This window comes from Collinsella aerofaciens, from assembly GCF_015555045.1.
GTDB classification, from domain to species: domain Bacteria; phylum Actinomycetota; class Coriobacteriia; order Coriobacteriales; family Coriobacteriaceae; genus Collinsella; species Collinsella aerofaciens_W.
This window is the reverse complement of record NZ_JADNJQ010000004.1, coordinates 47,449-64,308: the sequence shown is the minus strand read 5'-3', so window position 1 is coordinate 64,308 and position 16,860 is coordinate 47,449. Positions and strand designations below refer to the sequence as shown.

14 protein-coding genes are annotated in these 16,860 nt (G+C 60.9%); 8 read left to right on the top strand and 6 right to left on the bottom strand.

Translation table 11 applies throughout. The features are described 5' to 3' along the window. Positions 1-137 precede the first annotated feature (137 nt). A complete protein-coding gene (locus I2E45_RS02625; protein WP_195444128.1) occupies positions 138-1,274 on the bottom strand; it encodes a pyridoxal phosphate-dependent aminotransferase in 1,137 nt (378 codons plus the stop codon). 93 nt (positions 1,275-1,367) lie between these two features. Here I2E45_RS02625 and I2E45_RS02620 point away from each other — a divergent pair, with 93 nt between their 5' ends. Continuing rightward, on the top strand, positions 1,368-2,024 hold the full coding sequence (locus I2E45_RS02620) for a hypothetical protein (RefSeq protein ID WP_117745805.1): 657 nt from the start codon (positions 1,368-1,370) through the stop codon (positions 2,022-2,024). Here the strand turns inward: I2E45_RS02620 and I2E45_RS02615 are convergent. The 5 genes from I2E45_RS02615 to I2E45_RS02595 all read right to left on the bottom strand — a co-directional run bounded on the left by I2E45_RS02615 (position 2,021) and on the right by I2E45_RS02595 (position 9,175). Next, positions 2,021-2,590: a uracil-DNA glycosylase family protein gene (locus I2E45_RS02615; protein ID WP_117745804.1), complete on the bottom strand. Its 570-nt coding sequence runs from the start codon at positions 2,588-2,590 to the stop codon at positions 2,021-2,023. The two genes, I2E45_RS02620 and I2E45_RS02615, sit on opposite strands and share 4 nt — an antisense overlap. A 3-nt stretch (positions 2,591-2,593) precedes the next feature. Continuing rightward, entirely contained in the window at positions 2,594-3,970 is a 1,377-nt protein-coding gene (locus tag I2E45_RS02610) for an alpha-amylase family glycosyl hydrolase (protein WP_117745803.1), read from the bottom strand. Between the two features lie 153 nt (positions 3,971-4,123). Beyond that, on the bottom strand, positions 4,124-5,320 hold the full coding sequence (locus tag I2E45_RS02605; RefSeq protein ID WP_195444126.1) for an MFS transporter: 1,197 nt from the start codon (positions 5,318-5,320) through the stop codon (positions 4,124-4,126). A gap of 121 nt (positions 5,321-5,441) precedes the next feature. Further along, positions 5,442-7,853 (bottom strand): ferrous iron transport protein B, encoded by a 2,412-nt coding sequence (gene feoB / locus I2E45_RS02600; RefSeq protein ID WP_195444124.1) that lies wholly within the window; start codon positions 7,851-7,853, stop codon positions 5,442-5,444. Between the two features lie 422 nt (positions 7,854-8,275). After that, positions 8,276-9,175 carry an alpha/beta hydrolase gene (locus tag I2E45_RS02595; RefSeq protein WP_195232357.1) on the bottom strand — a complete coding sequence of 300 codons (900 nt, stop codon included), beginning with the start codon at positions 9,173-9,175 and terminating at the stop codon, positions 8,276-8,278. Positions 9,176-9,418: 243 nt separating this feature from the next. Here I2E45_RS02595 and I2E45_RS02590 point away from each other — a divergent pair, with 243 nt between their 5' ends. The 7 genes from I2E45_RS02590 to I2E45_RS02560 all read left to right on the top strand — a co-directional run bounded on the left by I2E45_RS02590 (position 9,419) and on the right by I2E45_RS02560 (position 16,771). Continuing rightward, positions 9,419-9,982: a PTS sugar transporter subunit IIA gene (locus I2E45_RS02590; RefSeq protein WP_022093882.1), complete on the top strand. Its 564-nt coding sequence runs from the start codon at positions 9,419-9,421 to the stop codon at positions 9,980-9,982. Between the two features lie 181 nt (positions 9,983-10,163). Next, complete coding sequence (gene asnS / locus I2E45_RS02585) at positions 10,164-11,567, top strand: asparagine--tRNA ligase (protein ID WP_055285210.1); 1,404 nt, start codon at positions 10,164-10,166, stop codon at positions 11,565-11,567. 259 nt (positions 11,568-11,826) lie between these two features. Then, positions 11,827-12,612: a hypothetical protein gene (locus tag I2E45_RS02580; protein WP_195444122.1), complete on the top strand. Its 786-nt coding sequence runs from the start codon at positions 11,827-11,829 to the stop codon at positions 12,610-12,612. 160 nt (positions 12,613-12,772) lie between these two features. Beyond that, complete coding sequence (locus I2E45_RS02575) at positions 12,773-13,753, top strand: ABC transporter substrate-binding protein (protein WP_022093885.1); 981 nt, start codon at positions 12,773-12,775, stop codon at positions 13,751-13,753. Between the two features lie 203 nt (positions 13,754-13,956). Further along, positions 13,957-14,880 (top strand): ABC transporter permease, encoded by a 924-nt coding sequence (locus I2E45_RS02570; RefSeq protein ID WP_195444120.1) that lies wholly within the window; start codon positions 13,957-13,959, stop codon positions 14,878-14,880. Next, a complete protein-coding gene (locus I2E45_RS02565; RefSeq protein WP_195444118.1) occupies positions 14,873-15,667 on the top strand; it encodes an ABC transporter ATP-binding protein in 795 nt (264 codons plus the stop codon). Before I2E45_RS02570 ends, I2E45_RS02565 begins: the two co-directional genes overlap by 8 nt. A 336-nt stretch (positions 15,668-16,003) precedes the next feature. Then, positions 16,004-16,771 (top strand): mechanosensitive ion channel family protein, encoded by a 768-nt coding sequence (locus I2E45_RS02560; RefSeq protein ID WP_195239368.1) that lies wholly within the window; start codon positions 16,004-16,006, stop codon positions 16,769-16,771. Positions 16,772-16,860 lie beyond the last annotated feature (89 nt).

Below are 16,860 nucleotides of genomic sequence, written 5' to 3'. Positions count from 1 at the left end.
GGAATCTACGAAAAGCTTGCGCCTGGCCTTTGGCGGCGCGACCTGTGTTGACTTTGGGACAGCCAGGGTTGCCGTTGGCCGGCGCGCCCCGCTCATAATGCTTGGGTCGGTGGGCTGATGTGTTGCGTCCCTGAGGACTATAAGGTCGAAATGAAGGTGGACAGGCGGTGGAGGCCTTCGTCTAGGTCTTTGTCGGAGACGCAGTAGCTTAGGCGGATGTGGCCTTCGGTTCCGAAACAGTCGCCCGGGACTAGGGCTACGTTTGCCTCTTTGATGGCTTTGATGCAGAAGTCTTCGCTGGTTAGGCCGAACTTTTTGATGCTCGGGAAAGTGTAGAAGGCTCCTGCGGGCTCTACTACGTCGAGGCCCATGGCGTCTAAGGCCGCGAGTACGCGTTCGCGACGGGCTCGGTAGACTTCGAGCATGGGGGTTGGGTCGACGGTCAGGGCTCGGGCGGCGGCGTCCATCTCGAAGGAGACGGCGCTCGATACTAGGTATTGGTGAGCTTTTGCGATCTCGGCGATGACGGGGGCTGCGGCTGCGAGCCAGCCCAAGCGCCAGCCGGTCATGGCCCAGGGTTTGGAGAAGCTCTCGATGACTACCGTCTGCTCGCGTAGCTCCGGGTGGCGCTGGGCAAAGCGCTCGTAGCCGTCCACGTAGACCAGGCGGTTGTATACATCGTCGCAGACCACGTAGATGCCCGCCTCCTCCGCCACGCGCGCCACGGCGTCGAGCGACGCCGTGTTGAGGATGCAACCCGTAGGATTGTTGGGCGAGCAGATGACGATGGCCTTGGTCGCCGGCGTCACGTAAGCACGAAGTGCGTCCTCGTCAATCTGGAATTGCGCAGGCTCCGTATCCAAAAAGACCGCCTTGGCGTGATTGGCCACGACGATGCTCTCGTACAGGCCAAAGGCCGGCGTGGGAATAATGACCTCGTCGCCTGGGTTGAGCATAGCCATGAATGCTGCCGACAGGGCCTCGGTCGCACCGTCGGTCAGAATGACCTCGTCCGCCGAAAACGTAAGGCCCGCATCCCCCATGTAGGCAGATAACGCCTCACGCAGGGCGGGGCGACCGTTGTTGGGCGGATAGTGCGTGTCGCCGCGGTCCAGTGCGGCGGTCACCTCGGCGCTAATCACATCGGGCGTGGGAAAATCGGGCTCGCCGAGCGCGAGCGCGATGCACCCCGGATGCTGGGCGGCGAGCGCGTTAATCCGACGGATGCCGGAGGGCTTGAGCGTGGCAAGCGAGGTATTCATGGGCAGACGCATGGCGTTCCTTTCGTAAGGGTTGCACTAGGATAGCGCGGCGGGGCGCCACCAGACGGTGTAACCTAAACGGAAACCAACCGGAAAGGAGGCAGCATGGAGACGACCGCACGCGGCGATGTACCAAAAACACTGCAAACCATTGCGTATATCAGCATTCCCAATAGCGACGATCTTGAGTTTTTGCTCTGGGACCTGCAGGATGCCATCACCGCCTATGCACAGCTTTCCGGCACCGCACTCCCCCACCCGGTCGACTTGAAGGCAAATGACGCCGGCAGCGTTGCCGATGGCATCGTGCTGGCCATTGAAGATGTGGCTGACGATAAGACGTTGACAGCCATCGAGCAGGCGCTTGAGCGCTTTGGCGGTACGGGAACGCGTGTCTACGCCGCGATTCGAGCCGCACAACAGGGCACTGAGCAGGCGCGTGAGACCGCCGTTCGCCTGCACAAGGCATGTGAGCGCCATAACCAATTGTGGTGTGGCGGCGTTGCCATCTGCGCTGGCAGCGGCATTGCGGCGCTTCGTCGCTCCCCGCGCATGGGACTCTTGCGGCGACCGTTTTCGGAGGCCATGGACAAGCTCGTGGGCGCCGTTCGTATGGGGTGTTCCGTCGAACACGCGCAGAAGCTCAGTGGCGCCGCAACGGGCGGCGTCGACACCGACGGCATGGTGCGCGCCACGCCTGCACTGCCCACACCGATCTGGCACGCCGTTATGAGGCATCTTGCCGAGCACTCAAACTGCTAAATCGAAAAAGCCTGCCAATCAGCGGCGCCGCTCCAACGCTCGACAAGGCGTTCCAGACGCCACGCCGCATTGGCGGGACTTGTCGACGGCAGAACGATGGCCGGCAGCCCGGTGCGCTCTTGTAGATAGCGCTTGTAGAGCCGGCCAGCTGTACCACCGTTGCATATCACCTGCTCAATGGGAGCTGCGCCGGTAATGCGCTCGATATGTGCCGGCACAACGTTGCGGATGCTCGCGTCGCTCGAGCCCTTAATGTCGCAGCTCTCGATTGCATCCCACAGGGCCACGCCGCCGTTCAGCAGCATGGCCCGCTTGGCGGCAATGGAGGCATCGAGCGTCGCGGGCTCACCGCTTGCCAAAGGATCGCCCTCGTTGGGCGGCACAGGCATACCGAGGCACGTGGCCATCACACGCCAAAAGCGATTCTGAGGGTTGCCGTAATAAAAGGCATTAGCGCGCGACAGCACCGAGGGAAACGATCCGAGCACCAAAACGCGCGAGTGCTGGTCGAACACGGGCTCAAACCCATGCTCAATATGTTGATAGCCCTCGTCAGACGCTGCCATGGCCTAGGCCCTCAACAGATAGCGCACCTCGTAGGGCGCAAGCTCAAGGGAGCCCGCCAGCTCGACCGTGGGCACGCCGTCGGCAAGCAAATCGACAAAGGAGCCGTTGAGCTCGCCGGCGCCAAAGGTGTAAGGCTCGTCCACGGCGTTCACCGCCACGAGCACCGTCGCGTCGTCGCAGGCGCGCTCGAACAGCAGCTGCTTGTTCTGGATCACCACATTGCGATAGGCACCGTAGTTGAGAGCACGGGCCGCCGCGTCGTTTGCCGAGCGCAGGTGCGCCAGCTGCGTGATGAAGGCCGTCAGCTCGTTGGGCGCAGGCTCATCGAGCGCAGGGCGCAGCGCCCAGTCGCCATCGGGGCCGCCCTTTTCACCAGCAATTCCCCACTCGCTGCCATAGTAGACGCACGGAATGCCCGGCATGCCAAAGAGCATGCCATAGGCGGGACGCAGGCACGACTTGTCGGTGAGGATGCTCGCCAGGCGCGGCACGTCGTGGTTGTCGACAAACGACAGCAGGTGTTTGCCGCGGTAGATGCACCAGGGGTCGCCGCCAAACTGGCGATGCAGCGAATGGGCGATCTCGAACATGTTGACCGAGTTAAAGCTGGAGTACAGGCCCTTGTAGCACTCGTAGTTGGTGCAGGAGTCGAGCATCTCGTCGTTGACGATTTGGTTGTAGTCGCCGTGGAGCGTCTCGCCAATCAGCACAAAGTCGGGCTTGAGCTCACGGGTAAAAGCGTGCAGGCGGCGCATGAAGTCGCGGTCGAGCATATAGGCAACGTCCAAGCGCAGGCCGTCGACGCCAAAGACCTCGGCCCAGCGACGCACGGACTCAAGCAGGTAATTGACCACGGCGGGGTTTTGCAGGTTGAGCTTCACAAGCTCAAAATGGCCCTCCCAGCCCTCATACCAAAAGCCGTCGCCGTAGCACGAGTCACCGTCAAAGCTGATGTGGAACCAATCCTTGTACGGCGAATCCCACTTGCGCTCCTGCACATCGCGGAAGGCCCAAAAACCGCGGCCGACGTGGTTGAAGACGGCATCGAGCACCACGCGGATACCGTGGGCATGCAGTGTGTCGCACACGGCGGCAAAGTCGACATCCCCACCCAGGCGGCGGTCGATATGGCGCAGGCTGCGCGTATCGTAGCCGTGGCTATCGGACTCGAGCGGCGGGTTGATGAGCACAGTGCCAACGCCGAGTTCCTGCAGGTAGTCGGCCCATTTGGCAATCTTCATGATGGGCGCATCGGGGCTAGCTGTGGCATCGGCGGCCTGGGCGAGCTCATCCTCGGCAACAGGGGCGGCGTTTTCGCGCGGAGCTCCACAAAAGCCCAGCGGATAGATCTGATAGAACGTCGTCTCGTATGCCCACATAGCAACCTCCCGGTAAGCTCAACACAACGACATCCATTGTATGCCCAGCGTGCACCCCCTTCCCCAAAATAAGTTGCGGTGAAATACGGACTGTTTGCCAGGTTTATTGGGCTAAACAATCCGTATTTCACCGCAACTGATGAGGGGATATGGTTAGGCGACGGGCTTGGCGCGGCGGATGGCCGGAAACAGCACGGTGATGGCGAGGATGACGCCCACGACGGCAATCGCCCCGCCCACAAAGCCGATCCAGGCGATACCGGGACCCGAAACCACGGCTCCGCCGATCGCGGTACCCGTGCCGATACCGAGGTTGAACAGGCCCGAGAAGATCGACATGGCGACGGCCGACGAATCTGCCGGCGTGTGCTTGATGAGCTCGGCCTGAAACGCCACGTTAAAGGCCGTGGCGCAGCAACCCCACAGTGCGCAGACGGCAAGCACTGTCACGAGCGACGATGCGGCCGGCCCCATGAGCAGCAGGGCCACCGGCACGCCGGAGAGCGTGATAGCCAAGAACGGGAAGCGATGCCCATCGAACAGGCGGCCAAACAGCCAGCTTCCGAGCAAACCAGAGCAGCCAAACGCCGTCAGCGTCATGGTAATGGCGCCCGCATCGACGTGCGCGACCTGCGCCAGGAAGGGCTCGATATAGCTGTAGCTTGCGTAATAGCCGGTCGCCATGAAGACCGTGACTGCGTAGAGCGCGATGAGGAGCGGGTTCTTGAGCAGCTCGGGCAGCTGTTTGACGGTAAAGCGCTCACCCGCCGGCATGGCCGGGAACACCGCTGCCTGGTAGACGACCGCGATGGCTGAGAGGCCCCCGACCACGGCAAACGTCATGCGCCAGCCCACGGCCAAGCCAATGGCGCGACCGAGAGGCAGGCCAAAGATCTGCGCGATGGACGAGCCCGTGGCGATCATGCTGATGGCGAGCGCGCCGTGGCGAGTGTCGACCAGGCGCGAGGCCATAATCGAGGCGACTGACCAGAACACGGCATGTGCGCAAGCGACCACCAGGCGCGCGCAGACCAGGATGGGATAGGTCGGCGCCACAGCGGACAGGAACTGACCGAGCGAGAACACGGCCAGCACGCCCAGCAGCATCCGCTTGAACTCGAAGCGCGAGGCAAACACCATGAGCGGCAACGACAGCAGCATGACGCCCCAGGCATAGACCGAGATCATGATGCCAGCTTGGGCCTCGGTGAGCGAAAACGATGCAGCGATGTCGGTCAGCAGGCCGATGGGCATGAACTCCGACGTGTTGAACACGAACGCGCAGCAGGTGAGCCCGATGAGCGGGAGCCATTGCCTGAGCGTGATGCCGTCTTGCCTTGCCTGACTCATATATAACGTCTCCAATCATTTTGAGCGGAAGCGATTATATAGCAACGGCCCCGCATCCGTCAGTAACGGACACGGGACCGAAAACAATTCGATACACAGAGGTTGCGCCGTCAATAAATAACTAAGCCAACCCCAGCAATATGCCCGCCGAATGCACGACAAACGCCACGATCCAGGCGACCGTCACTTGAAACGCGAACACGGCAACGGCATAGCGCGCGCCCAGCTCGCTCTTGACGGCGCCGATGGCTGCCACGCACGGCGGGTACAGCAACGTAAAGACCAGGAACACGTAGGCGGTGAACGGCGAAAACATGGTCGACAGTGCCGCGGGCGAGGTCGCGCCCAAAAGTACCGTGAGGGTCGAGATGACGCTCTCCTTGGCGATAAGTCCGGTGACGAGCGCCGTGGATGCACGCCAGTCGCCAAACCCAAGCGGCGTCAGCACCGGCGCGATGATGCTGCCGAGGCCCGCAAGCAGACTCTGCGACTGATCGGCGACCACATTAAAGCGAATGTCGAACGTCTGAAGGAACCAGATGACCACGGTAGCGGCAAAGATAATGGTAAAAGCCTTGGTAATAAAGTCCTTGGCCTTATCCCATGCCAGCATCACCGTCGTCTTGACGCTCGGCAGGCGGTAATTGGGAAGCTCCATGATAAACGGCACCGGGTCGCCCTTAAATGCCGTGCGGTTGAGCAACAAAGCCGCGATGCAACCGACCGCAATGCCAATCAAATAGAGCGAGACCATGGCGGGAACTGTCGCCTGCGGGAAAAACGCCCCGCACAGCAGACCGTAGACCGGCAACTTAGCCGAACAGCTCATGAACGGCGTGAGCATGACCGTCATCTTGCGGTCGTGCTCGGATGGGAGCGTACGGGTCGACATGATAGCCGGCACGGTGCAGCCAAAACCGACGAGCATAGGCACGAAGCTGCGGCCTGACAGGCCAAAGCGACGCAGCACTTTATCCATGACAAAGGCCACGCGCGCCATGTAGCCGGAGTCTTCCAGAATGGAGAGGAACAAGAAGAGCACAACGATAATCGGCAGGAAGGTCAGCACACTACCCACACCCGTGAGCACGCCGTCGACAGCCAGCGAGCGCACCACGTCGTTGGTTCCGAACGCCTTGAGACCCGCATCGGCCGAGGCGATGATGACCGCGATACCGTCCTCCATGAGTCCCTGCAACGCCGCACCGATCACGCCAAACGTCAGCCAAAAGACAAGGCCCATAATCACCAGGAACGCCGGAATGGCCGTGTAGCGACCCGTCAGGATGCGGTCGATCTTAACGGAGCGCACGTGCTCGCGGCTCTCGTGCGGTTTGACGACGCAGCGCCCACACACGTCGCCGATAAAGCTAAAGCGCATATCGGCCAGCGCGGACAGGCGGTCGGTGCCGGCCTCGCCCTCCATCTGGGTAATGATGTGCTCGATAGCGTCGAGCTCGTTGCGATCCAGGTGAAGCGCCTCGGTCACCAGCTCGTCGCCCTCAACCAGCTTGGTCGCCGCAAAACGCACGGGAATGTGCGCCGTCGCGGCATGGTCCTCGATAAGGTTGGCGATGCCGTGAATGCAGCGATGCAGCGCGCCGCCGTCTGGACCATCGGGCGCACAGAAGTCCAGGCGACCGGGGCGTTCGCGGAACCGTGCCACGTGCAGGGCATGATCCACCAGCTCGCCGATACCCTCGTTGCGGGCAGCGCTAATGGGGACAACGGGCACGCCCAACAGGCTCTCAAGCAGGTTGACGTCCACGGCGCCGCCGTTGGCCGTCACCTCGTCCATCATGTTGAGCGCGATGACCATGGGGCAGTCGAGCTCCATAAGCTGCAGCGTCAGGTACAGGTTACGTTCGATGTTGGTGGCGTCGATGATGTCGATGATGGCGTCGGGGTTTTCGTCCAAGATGAATTGGCGGCTGACGATCTCTTCGCCCGTGTACGGCGACAGGGAGTAAATGCCGGGCAGATCGGTAACGCTTGCCTCGGGATGGTTACGGATGGTGCCGTCCTTGCGGTCGACCGTCACGCCAGGAAAGTTACCGACGTGCTGGTTGGAGCCCGTAAGCTGGTTGAACAGCGTGGTCTTACCGCAGTTTTGGTTGCCGGCGAGGGCAAAATGCAGCGGTGCGCCCTCGGGCACGGCCGTTTTTGCCGCACGGGGCGAATACATCCCCTCGCCGAGTGCCGGATGCTCCGTCGTTCCGATTGCGGCGTTAGCGCGCGGACCCGTATCGGTGTCGTGAATACCCACGAGCTCGATGCGAGCGGCATCGTCCTTGCGCAGTGTCAACTCGTAGCCACGCAGGCGGATCTCGAGCGGATCGCCCATGGGGGCGTACTTCATCATGGTGACTTCGGTGCCCGGCGTTAGACCCATGTCCAAAATATGCTGTCGGAGTGCCTGATCGTCCGATGCCACCGATGCGACAACGGCGTCCTTTCCAATCTCGAGTGTATCGAGCTTCACGTCCGTGTTCCTCCCCCGGCGCCCACAGGGCGTTGTATTTATGTTCACCATGGCTAACCGTTTGCCATGGCTAACCAATTGTAACCATGCATGATAGCGCGAACACACAACGACGTTCAATCGACAGATCGGTGCGATGGGGACAGGCAGGAGAGTTCAGGGCCATAGTTTCCCGATGAGGCCTCTCGGGGAAACTACATCCCAGAATTCTGGCTCGAAACGGGATATGGTTTCCCTAACAGGCCTCTTACGGAAAATGCATCCCAGAATCCCCGCTCGAAACGGGACGCGCTTTCCCAGTCGAGGCCCTATGGGAAACTGCGTCCCACCTTGAAAGGCAAAACTGGGACGCAGTTTCCGGGCGGGGCATCAAAAACGAAGTTGCGGTGGAATAGTTCCTGGATGGGCTGGTTGATGCCCCAGATCGGAGCTATTTCACCGCAAGTTATTGAAGGGCTGGGATGCCCGTCCTCTTACAGATGGCGCTCCAGGAAGCGGAAGGCTAGGCGAATCCAGGGACGGACCGCCACCTGCTTGTCCTCGTTGTCGACCGCGGTGTTGGCGTTGCCGAGCGAAAGGCCGTGACCACCCTGGTCGAAGACGTGCATCTCGCATGCAACGCCCTCCTCGGCCATGCGCTGCGCAAACGGGTATACCTGCGCGATCGGCGCCGTCTTGTCGTCGGACACGCCCCACACAAAGGTCGGTGGCATCTGACGCGAAACATGCGTGGTGGGGCAGATGTCGGCCAGATGCTCGTCAGTTGCCTCGCCGCCCGTCACCATCGACAGGTAGTCGTTGAGCAAATCGCGTCCCGTCTTGCCGCCCGTCTTGGGCACGCGCAAGTCAATGCGCGGATCGCGCGTCTGCATGTCGCGCACATAGGCAAAGTCGAGCAATGGATAGCCCAGCACCACGGCATCGGGACGAATGTCGTCCGGACGCGCCCCGGCAAGTGCCGCAAAGGGGCCGGTCTTCCACTGTGTTGCCAGCGAGGCGCAAATCATGCCGCCAGCAGAAAAGCCCACGACGCACACGCGCTTAGGATCGACATGCCACTCGTCGGCGTTGGCGCGCACCGTGGCGACCATCTTGGCAAGATCTGCCTGGGGGTGCGGAAAGCTCACGTCACCCGTAGAACTCGTGACATAGTTGAGCACAAAGGCCTGGTAACCGTGATCCAAAAACGCAAACGCCACAGGATCCTGCTCATGCGGAGCGATATGCGTAAACGCACCTCCGCCACAGATAATCACCGCGGGGCGGCGGCCATTCGGTTTATCGGGCAACGGCTCGGCACCCAAATACGTAAACGTCGCCGGATAATCCTCGGTCGGCTCCTCGCCCCACAGCGCATGGTTCTCGACAATCATATGTGCTCCCTTCGCGCAAATTATGCGCCCTTGTTTTTCGCCTTCAAGCGTACCCCACTTGAACCCGTGGCGCAGAAACACTCCGGCAATAAGTTTCCCTTCAACTGATATATCACATAATCCCAGTTCAGAGGTATCGTTGAGCAGCGTAGAATAGGGGCGTTGACCAAGCCGCGAAACACATGTGAAACGTTTCCGGCAAACCAAACGCGCGATATGCGCCTATTTAAGTTGGAGGCAACTATGGGTCTGCTCGATTCGCTTAAGTCCACCTTCACCTCGACCGGCGAGGCGTCCGTTCCGCCCGCAGCAAGCTTCGCTACCCGCGAAGGCGTCATCTATGCCCCCGTCAACGGCGTGCTCGTCAACCTGGACGAGGTTCCCGACGAGACGATCGCCTCGGGCATGCTTGGCCAGGGCTATGGCATCGAGCCCATTACCGGCACCATCTATGCGCCCGCCAACGGCCGCATCGGTGCCACCACTGTCACCAACCACTCCATCGGCATGATTACCGAGGACGGCCTGCGCGTGTTCATCCATGTCGGCCTGGGCACCGTGGAAATGAACGGCAAGGGTTTTGCCCGCTTTGTCGAGATGGGCGATGTGGTCAAGGCAGGCCAGCCGCTCATCAGCTTCGACCGCGAGGCCATTAAGGCCGCTGGTCATGAGGACATCGTGACCGTCATCGTCTCCGAGCTCGATCGTCTTAAGAGCATCGACCATGTCGGCGAGTCTGGAACGCTTATCGGCGGCAACCCGCTCGTCAAGCTTGGCGACCCGCTGCTGGTAGCCAAGACCAAGTAGCCAGGCCCCGCGCCACACAGCCAAAAGGCACCTCGTCAAGCGCCCGCGACCATTTGGCCGCGGGCGCTTTTCGTTTGAAAAACCATCCCGCCAATGCCTTATCTGTATAGCCCAAATGAGACGAGCTGCTAGAATAACGAACTGTATGGATAACTATCATTCAACCGTTATGGGAGGATACGTGAACCGCACCAAAATCGCGCAGCTCTATGCCGATGCCGAGTCGCTCGGCGGCCAAACCGTCACCGTCGCCGGCTGGGTCAAGTCCGTCCGCGACATGAAGAACTTTGGCTTTGTTACGCTCAACGACGGCAGCTGCTTCCGCGACCTGCAGGTCGTCATGAACCGCGAGGCACTCGACAACTACGACGAGATCGCCCATCAAAACGTCTCGGCCGCACTCATTTGCACCGGCACCGTCAAGCTGACCCCCGATGCGCCCCAGCCTTTCGAGCTTTCTGCCACCTCCATCGAGGTCGAGGGCACGAGCGCCCCGGATTACCCGCTGCAGAAGAAGCGCGCAACCGTCGAGTTCCTGCGCACCCAGCAGCACCTGCGCCCGCGCACCAACCTGTTCCGCGCCGTGTTCCGCATCCGCTCTGTCGCGGCTGCCGCCATCCACCGCTTCTTCCAGGAGCAGGGCTTTGTCTACGTCAACACCCCCATCATCACCACGAGTGACTGCGAGGGCGCCGGCGAGATGTTCCGCGTGACCACGCTCGACCCCAAAAATCCGCCCCTCACCGAGTCCGGCGAGGTCGACTGGAGCCAGGACTTCTTTGGCAAGCATGCAAGCCTCACCGTGTCCGGCCAGCTCAATGCCGAGAACTTTGCCATGGCCTTTGGCGACGTGTACACCTTTGGCCCCACCTTCCGCGCCGAAAACTCCAACACCACGCGCCACGCCGCCGAGTTTTGGATGATCGAGCCCGAGATGGCCTTTGCCGACCTTAACGACTACATGGATAACGCTGAGGCCATGCTCAAGTATGTCCTCAAGGACGTCATGGCCACCTGCCCCGACGAGCTCAATATGCTCAACAAGTTTGTGGACAAGGGTCTGCTCGAACGCCTAGACCATGTCGCCAACTCCGACTTCGCCCGCGTTACCTACACCGAGGCCGTCGAGATCCTGGAGCAGGCCGTCGCCGCCGGTCACAAGTTTGACTACCCCGTGAGCTGGGGCATCGACCTGCAGACCGAGCACGAGCGCTTCCTGACCGAGGAGCACTTTAAGCGCCCGACCTTCGTAACCGACTACCCGGCCGAGATCAAGGCCTTCTACATGCGCATGAACGAGGACGGCAAGACCGTCGCCGCCGCCGACTGCCTGGTTCCCGGTATCGGCGAGATCATCGGTGGCTCCCAGCGCGAGGAGCGCCTGGATCTGCTCGAGGCCCGCATCAAGGACCTGGGCATGAATCCCGAGCAGTACAAGTACTACCTTGACCTGCGCCGCTACGGTTCCTGCAAGCACGCCGGCTACGGTCTGGGCTTCGAGCGCTTGGTCATGTATCTGACCGGCGTGGGCAACATCCGCGACGTCCTGCCGCACCCGCGCACCGTGGGCAACGCCGACTTCTAATCGTCGGACGCTAGCTCGCGTCGCCACACGCCAACGCTCATCGCACAAGCGCCTCTCGACATCGGTCGAGAGACGCTTTTTTTCAACAGCATCCGTCAAGCTTTTGGCAAGTTTTTGGTCAGTTGAGCAGGGCTGTTGAAAACTCGACCCGCCGTTTGCCGACGACTACCGACCGCCCAGAGCGCCCTGCGCCCCTGGGAAAGCCCCACGTCCTAGGCTCCATACCGTCGCCACCCAAAACGGAAAGGACGTGGGCACCATGACCGAAGCCGCTGTTGAAACCTACGACACCACGACTAGAGGCGCCGCCTCGATGGCAGCCTATCGCGCCGTTCGCATCCTGCAACTATTAAGCGAAAACACCGGCGAGGACAAGGCCATGCTTTCCGATGAGTTGATCCGGCGCCTCGCCCATCCCGACGACCCCGCCCGCATGCCCATCTCGGCGGCGCGGCGCAGCATCTACACCGCCATCTCCGCGCTTCGCCATGCCGGATACGAAATTGAGTACAAACGCGGCGTGGGCTACAAACTTCTTACCCGCCCGCTCACCGATGAAGAGATCATCCGGCTCCACGGTATGGTCATGCGCAACCGCTCCACGCCTATCGCTATCCGCAAGAGCATGGCGCAGCACTTAGTTGCCATGGCGAGCGCCGACGTTCGCGGCTACCTCGATACACCCGAACCCGCTCCAAGCGCAGGCAGCAAGGCTACCAAGGCAACACGCACGCCCATCAAGCGCATCGACACGTGCGAGCTCGTCGAGCAGGCCATCGACCACGGAACCACGGTGAGTTTTGATATTTCGAGCGTCACGACACGCGGCGAAACCGAAGCAGCACGGATGACACTCCGTCCCTTTGCCATCAGGCAGCGCGATGGCATCTCGTATCTGCTGGGAACGGTCTACGACGCCCGAGGCACCGACGATACGCTGCGCACCGTCGAGATCGCCCGTATGAGAAACGTCACCACACGTCTCCTCGACGGCAAGAAGCTCTTCGCCGCCCTAGACGAGGACGACGCCTCCTCCGCCGCATAAGACCCTCCGCCGCCCATTCGACTACCCGTACCGCCCATCCGATTCTGTATTAAAAAACCCGCCAGGCTGTTGTAAAAATGGACATCAGCGCTACTATAGTTCCACTTGCACTTTGTCCCAGTGCAGTGTTTCCAGCCATTTTTATACTGGGGGTAATGATATGAAGGACATCACCATCAGCCGCAGGAGCCTTCTGGTCTCCGCTGGCCTGCTCGCGCTCGCCCCGCTCGCCGGATGCGGCGGCAACTCTGGTTCCGGCTCTGCTGCCGCCGGTTCCGACTACACTATCGGCGTTCTGCAGCTCACCGAGCACTCCGCACTCGATGCCGCCAACGACGGCTTTGTCAAGGCCATCAAGGAGAGCGGCCTTAAGGTCAAGATCGACCAGAAGAACGCCCAGAACGACCAGTCCACGTGTAAGTCCATTGCTGACAAGTTTGTGGGCGACAACGTCAACCTGATTTATGCCATCGCCACGCCCGCCGCGCAGGCTGCCGCCGGCGCCACGGCCGATATCCCCATCGTGGGCTGCGCCATCACCGACTACGCCGCCTCCGGCCTGGTCCAGGACAACGACAAGCCCGGCACCAACGTCACGGGCGCTTCCGACCTCACCCCGGTCGCCGAGCAGCTCGAGATGATGCAGAAGGTCCTGCCCGACGTTAAAAAGGTCGGCCTGCTCTACTGCACCGCCGAGTCCAACTCCGACGTCCAGATCAAGGCCGCCAAGAAGGAGCTCGACAAGCTGGGCCTCGAGTACACCGATTTCACCGTCTCGAGCTCCAACGAGATTCAGTCCGTCGTCGAGTCTGCCGTGGGCAAGGTCGACGCGCTGTACTCCCCCACCGACAACACCATCGCCGCGGGCGCCTCGCAGGTGGGCCAGATCTGCAAGGAGAACAAGCTTCCCTTCGTGACTGGCGAGGAGGGCATGTGCATGGCCGGCGGCCTGTTCACCCTCTCCATCAATTACGAGGATCTGGGCTACGCCGCGGGCGAGATGGCCGTCAAGATTCTGAAGGGCGAGGCCAAGCCCGAAGACATGCCCATCAAGCACCTCTCGAGCAAGGACCTGGTCGTCGTCAAGAACGACGAGATGGCCGAGGCCCTGGGCATCGACCTTTCCGCTCTGGACGCGTAATGCTATACGCGGCATGCGTCTAGAGCCCGTGCTCGCGCTTTAGCTGCGTTATTCAATATCTGAGCCACAGGGGCGGGCGCTGTAGACCGGCGTCCGCCCTGCTTGTTTCAGGTAAAACAAAACGTCTGTCCGCAGCTCTTCTATGCATTGTTACCGCTATTATGGTGAATCACGTGTCCACCCTATCCTAGGAGGTATGAAGCATGCTCATTGCATTGCAGGGCGCCGTTTCGCAGGGCGTCCTCTGGGGCATTATGGTGCTTGGCGTGTTTATCACGTTCCGCCTGCTCGACATTCCCGATATGACCTGCGACGGCAGCTTTGCCCTCGGCGGCTGCGTCTGCGCTGTGCTCATCGTCTATAACAACGTCGACCCGCTGCTCGCCGTGCTGGCCGGTATGTGCGCCGGCGCCATCGCGGGTGCCGTCACGGGCATTTTGACCACCGTCTTCGAGATTCCCGCGATCCTCGCCGGAATCCTCACCCAGATCAGCCTGTGGTCCATCAACCTGCGCATCATGGGCAAGTCCAATACGCCCATTCTTGCCAAGGGCACCGTGTTCTCGGCCGTCAGCAATATGACCGGTCTGCCGCAGTCCACCGTTGCCATCATCTTGGGCATCCTGCTCGCCGTGGCTATCGTTGCCATCCTGTATTGGTTCTTTGGCACCGAGATCGGCTCGGCGCTGCGCGCCACCGGCAACAACGAGTACATGATCCGCGCCCTGGGCGTCAACACCAACTCCACCAAGATGATCGCCCTCGTGCTCTCCAACGCCCTCATCGGCCTTTCGGGCGCGCTCATCTGCCAGAGCCAAAAGTATGCCGACATTGGTATGGGCACCGGTGCCATCGTTATCGGTCTTGCCGCCATTGTTATCGGCGAGGTGCTCGGCCGTCTGCTGCCCGGCGGCCTCACGCAGTTTAGCGTCCGTCTTGCCTCCGCCGTCTTTGGCTCCGTGGTGTACTTCCTTATCCGCGCCATCGTGCTGCAGTTGGGCATGGACGCCAACGACATGAAGCTGCTCTCCGCCGTGATTGTCGCTGTGGCCCTGTGCGTGCCCGTGGTTTGGGAGCGCTATAAGCTCCGCAGCTCCTACACGAAGGGGGATGAGGCAGATGCTTAAGCTCTCGCACGTCAAGAAGACCTTTAACAAGGGCACCGTCACCGAGAAGCGCGCGCTCACCGGCGTCGACCTCACCCTGAATGACGGCGACTTTGTAACCGTGATCGGCGGCAACGGCGCCGGCAAGTCCACGCTGCTCAACATGATCGCCGGCGTGTACCCGCTCGATTCGGGCGTTATTGAGCTCGACGGCACCGACATCTCGCGCCTGAGCGAGTCGCAGCGCGCCAAGTACCTGGGCCGCGTGTTTCAGGACCCCATGCGCGGTACCGCTGCCGACATGCAGATCGCCGAGAGCCTGGCCCTCGCCAAGCGTCGCGGCCAGCGTCGCGGCCTTTCGTGGGGCGTCACCAAGGCCGAGAAAGATGAGTACATCGAGCTGCTCAAGCGCCTGGACCTTGGTCTGGACACGCGTCTCAACGCCAAGGTCGGCCTGCTCTCGGGTGGCCAGCGCCAGGCACTCACCCTGCTGATGGCCACGCTCACCAGGCCGCGCCTGCTGCTGCTCGACGAGCACACCGCGGCCCTCGACCCCAAGACGGCCTCTAAGGTGCTTAACCTGACCGAGGAGATCGTCGACGAGAACCACCTGACCACGCTCATGGTCACGCACAACATGAACGACGCCATCCGTCTGGGCAACCGTCTGATCATGATGCACGAAGGCCACGTGATCTACGACGTGGCGGGCGATGAGAAGAAGTCGCTCACCGTAGCCAACCTGCTGCAGAAGTTCGAGGAGGTCTCGGGAGGCGAGCTCGCCAACGACCGCATGCTGCTGAGCTAAAACCTGCCAAAAAGGGACAGGTTTATTTTGGTGGGTTTTATCTGCGCAAACGTCAAAACCGCCGCAAAGGGACAGACGCCCTTGCGGCGGTTTTCGCATATTATGTCGATAATCCAGCGTCAGCAGGAACTACTGGTTAAGGACTAAGGAAACTGCCACGAGAAGCTCTCTTCCCCGTCTCGCCTTGACCGCCGCACTCCTTGCCGGCGTGCTCGCCGGCGCCCCAGCTTACGCCACCGCGGCCACCCCATCTCAAGTTATCGGCCCGTCCGATGTGATCGGACGGGCTTCTTGGTGGGTATCATGGTTGAACGATCATTAGGAGGTTTTCCCTACATGGAATTGTTTGAGCCGATTCTTCATTTCTTTGAGCAACGGTGGGTCCACAACATCATCTGGGCCGTCATCTTGGCGATAGGCACCGCCGTCGCCGCCAAGGTCGTATCCAAGACCCTGAACCATCTGCTTAACCGAGACGATAACCCGCTTCCGGCATCGAGTATCTTCATCAACATCGCGCGCGCCGTCATCTGGATGATCGGCGGCAGCTTTATCCTCGATAACTGCTTTGGCATTAACGCAAACGCGCTCGTCGCCGCTCTTGGCGTCGGCGGCATCGCCATCTCGCTCGGCTTTCAGGACACGCTGTCAAACCTTATCGGCGGCATGCAAGTGACCTTTATGGGCATCATCAAACCCGGCGACAATATCGAGGTCGGCGGCGTATCCGGCGTGGTCCAAGACATCACTTGGCGCCATACAACGATTGAGGATGCCTGTGGACAGACCATCATTGTGCCCAACTCCAACATCTCCAAGAACACGCTCGTGCATTTGATGCCCTTTGGACGCGTGGCCGTGCCCGTTGCCGTAAAGGACACGTCCAAGTGGGCTTCCCTTGACGTGCTGGCAGACGAGCTCACGAGCGCAACCAAAACGGCCGTCTCGCCCATCTCGGGCTTTGACAAAGAGCCCTACGTGCTCTTTAGCGAAATCGGCGACTTTGGCATCAAAGGAAAGATCATCTTTATCGTCAGCGACGACAGCACCACTTTCACCGCTGCCGACGCCTGCATCCGCGCCATCGCCCCCATCATCGCCTAAACCACCGCAAAGGGGTCAGGCATCTTTGTAGTGGTTTTCATTCGTGGTACCATGGTTCATATAGTTGTTTAAACGACTAAGGGAGCAAC

Excerpts from the sequence above, each read along its gene's own strand:
- I2E45_RS02625 (WP_195444128.1), bottom strand. The coding sequence starts at position 1,274 with ATGCGTCTGCCCATGAATACCTCGCTTGCCACGCTCAAGCCCTCCGGC.
- I2E45_RS02620 (WP_117745805.1), top strand. The coding sequence starts at position 1,368 with ATGGAGACGACCGCACGCGGCGATGTACCAAAAACACTGCAAACCATT.
- I2E45_RS02615 (WP_117745804.1), bottom strand. The coding sequence starts at position 2,590 with ATGGCAGCGTCTGACGAGGGCTATCAACATATTGAGCATGGGTTTGAG.
- I2E45_RS02610 (WP_117745803.1), bottom strand. The coding sequence starts at position 3,970 with ATGTGGGCATACGAGACGACGTTCTATCAGATCTATCCGCTGGGCTTT.
- I2E45_RS02605 (WP_195444126.1), bottom strand. The coding sequence starts at position 5,320 with ATGAGTCAGGCAAGGCAAGACGGCATCACGCTCAGGCAATGGCTCCCG.
- feoB (WP_195444124.1), bottom strand. The coding sequence starts at position 7,853 with ATGGTGAACATAAATACAACGCCCTGTGGGCGCCGGGGGAGGAACACG.
- I2E45_RS02595 (WP_195232357.1), bottom strand. The coding sequence starts at position 9,175 with ATGATTGTCGAGAACCATGCGCTGTGGGGCGAGGAGCCGACCGAGGAT.
- I2E45_RS02590 (WP_022093882.1), top strand. The coding sequence starts at position 9,419 with ATGGGTCTGCTCGATTCGCTTAAGTCCACCTTCACCTCGACCGGCGAG.
- I2E45_RS02580 (WP_195444122.1), top strand. The coding sequence starts at position 11,827 with ATGACCGAAGCCGCTGTTGAAACCTACGACACCACGACTAGAGGCGCC.
- I2E45_RS02575 (WP_022093885.1), top strand. The coding sequence starts at position 12,773 with ATGAAGGACATCACCATCAGCCGCAGGAGCCTTCTGGTCTCCGCTGGC.
- I2E45_RS02570 (WP_195444120.1), top strand. The coding sequence starts at position 13,957 with ATGCTCATTGCATTGCAGGGCGCCGTTTCGCAGGGCGTCCTCTGGGGC.
- I2E45_RS02565 (WP_195444118.1), top strand. The coding sequence starts at position 14,873 with ATGCTTAAGCTCTCGCACGTCAAGAAGACCTTTAACAAGGGCACCGTC.
- I2E45_RS02560 (WP_195239368.1), top strand. The coding sequence starts at position 16,004 with ATGGAATTGTTTGAGCCGATTCTTCATTTCTTTGAGCAACGGTGGGTC.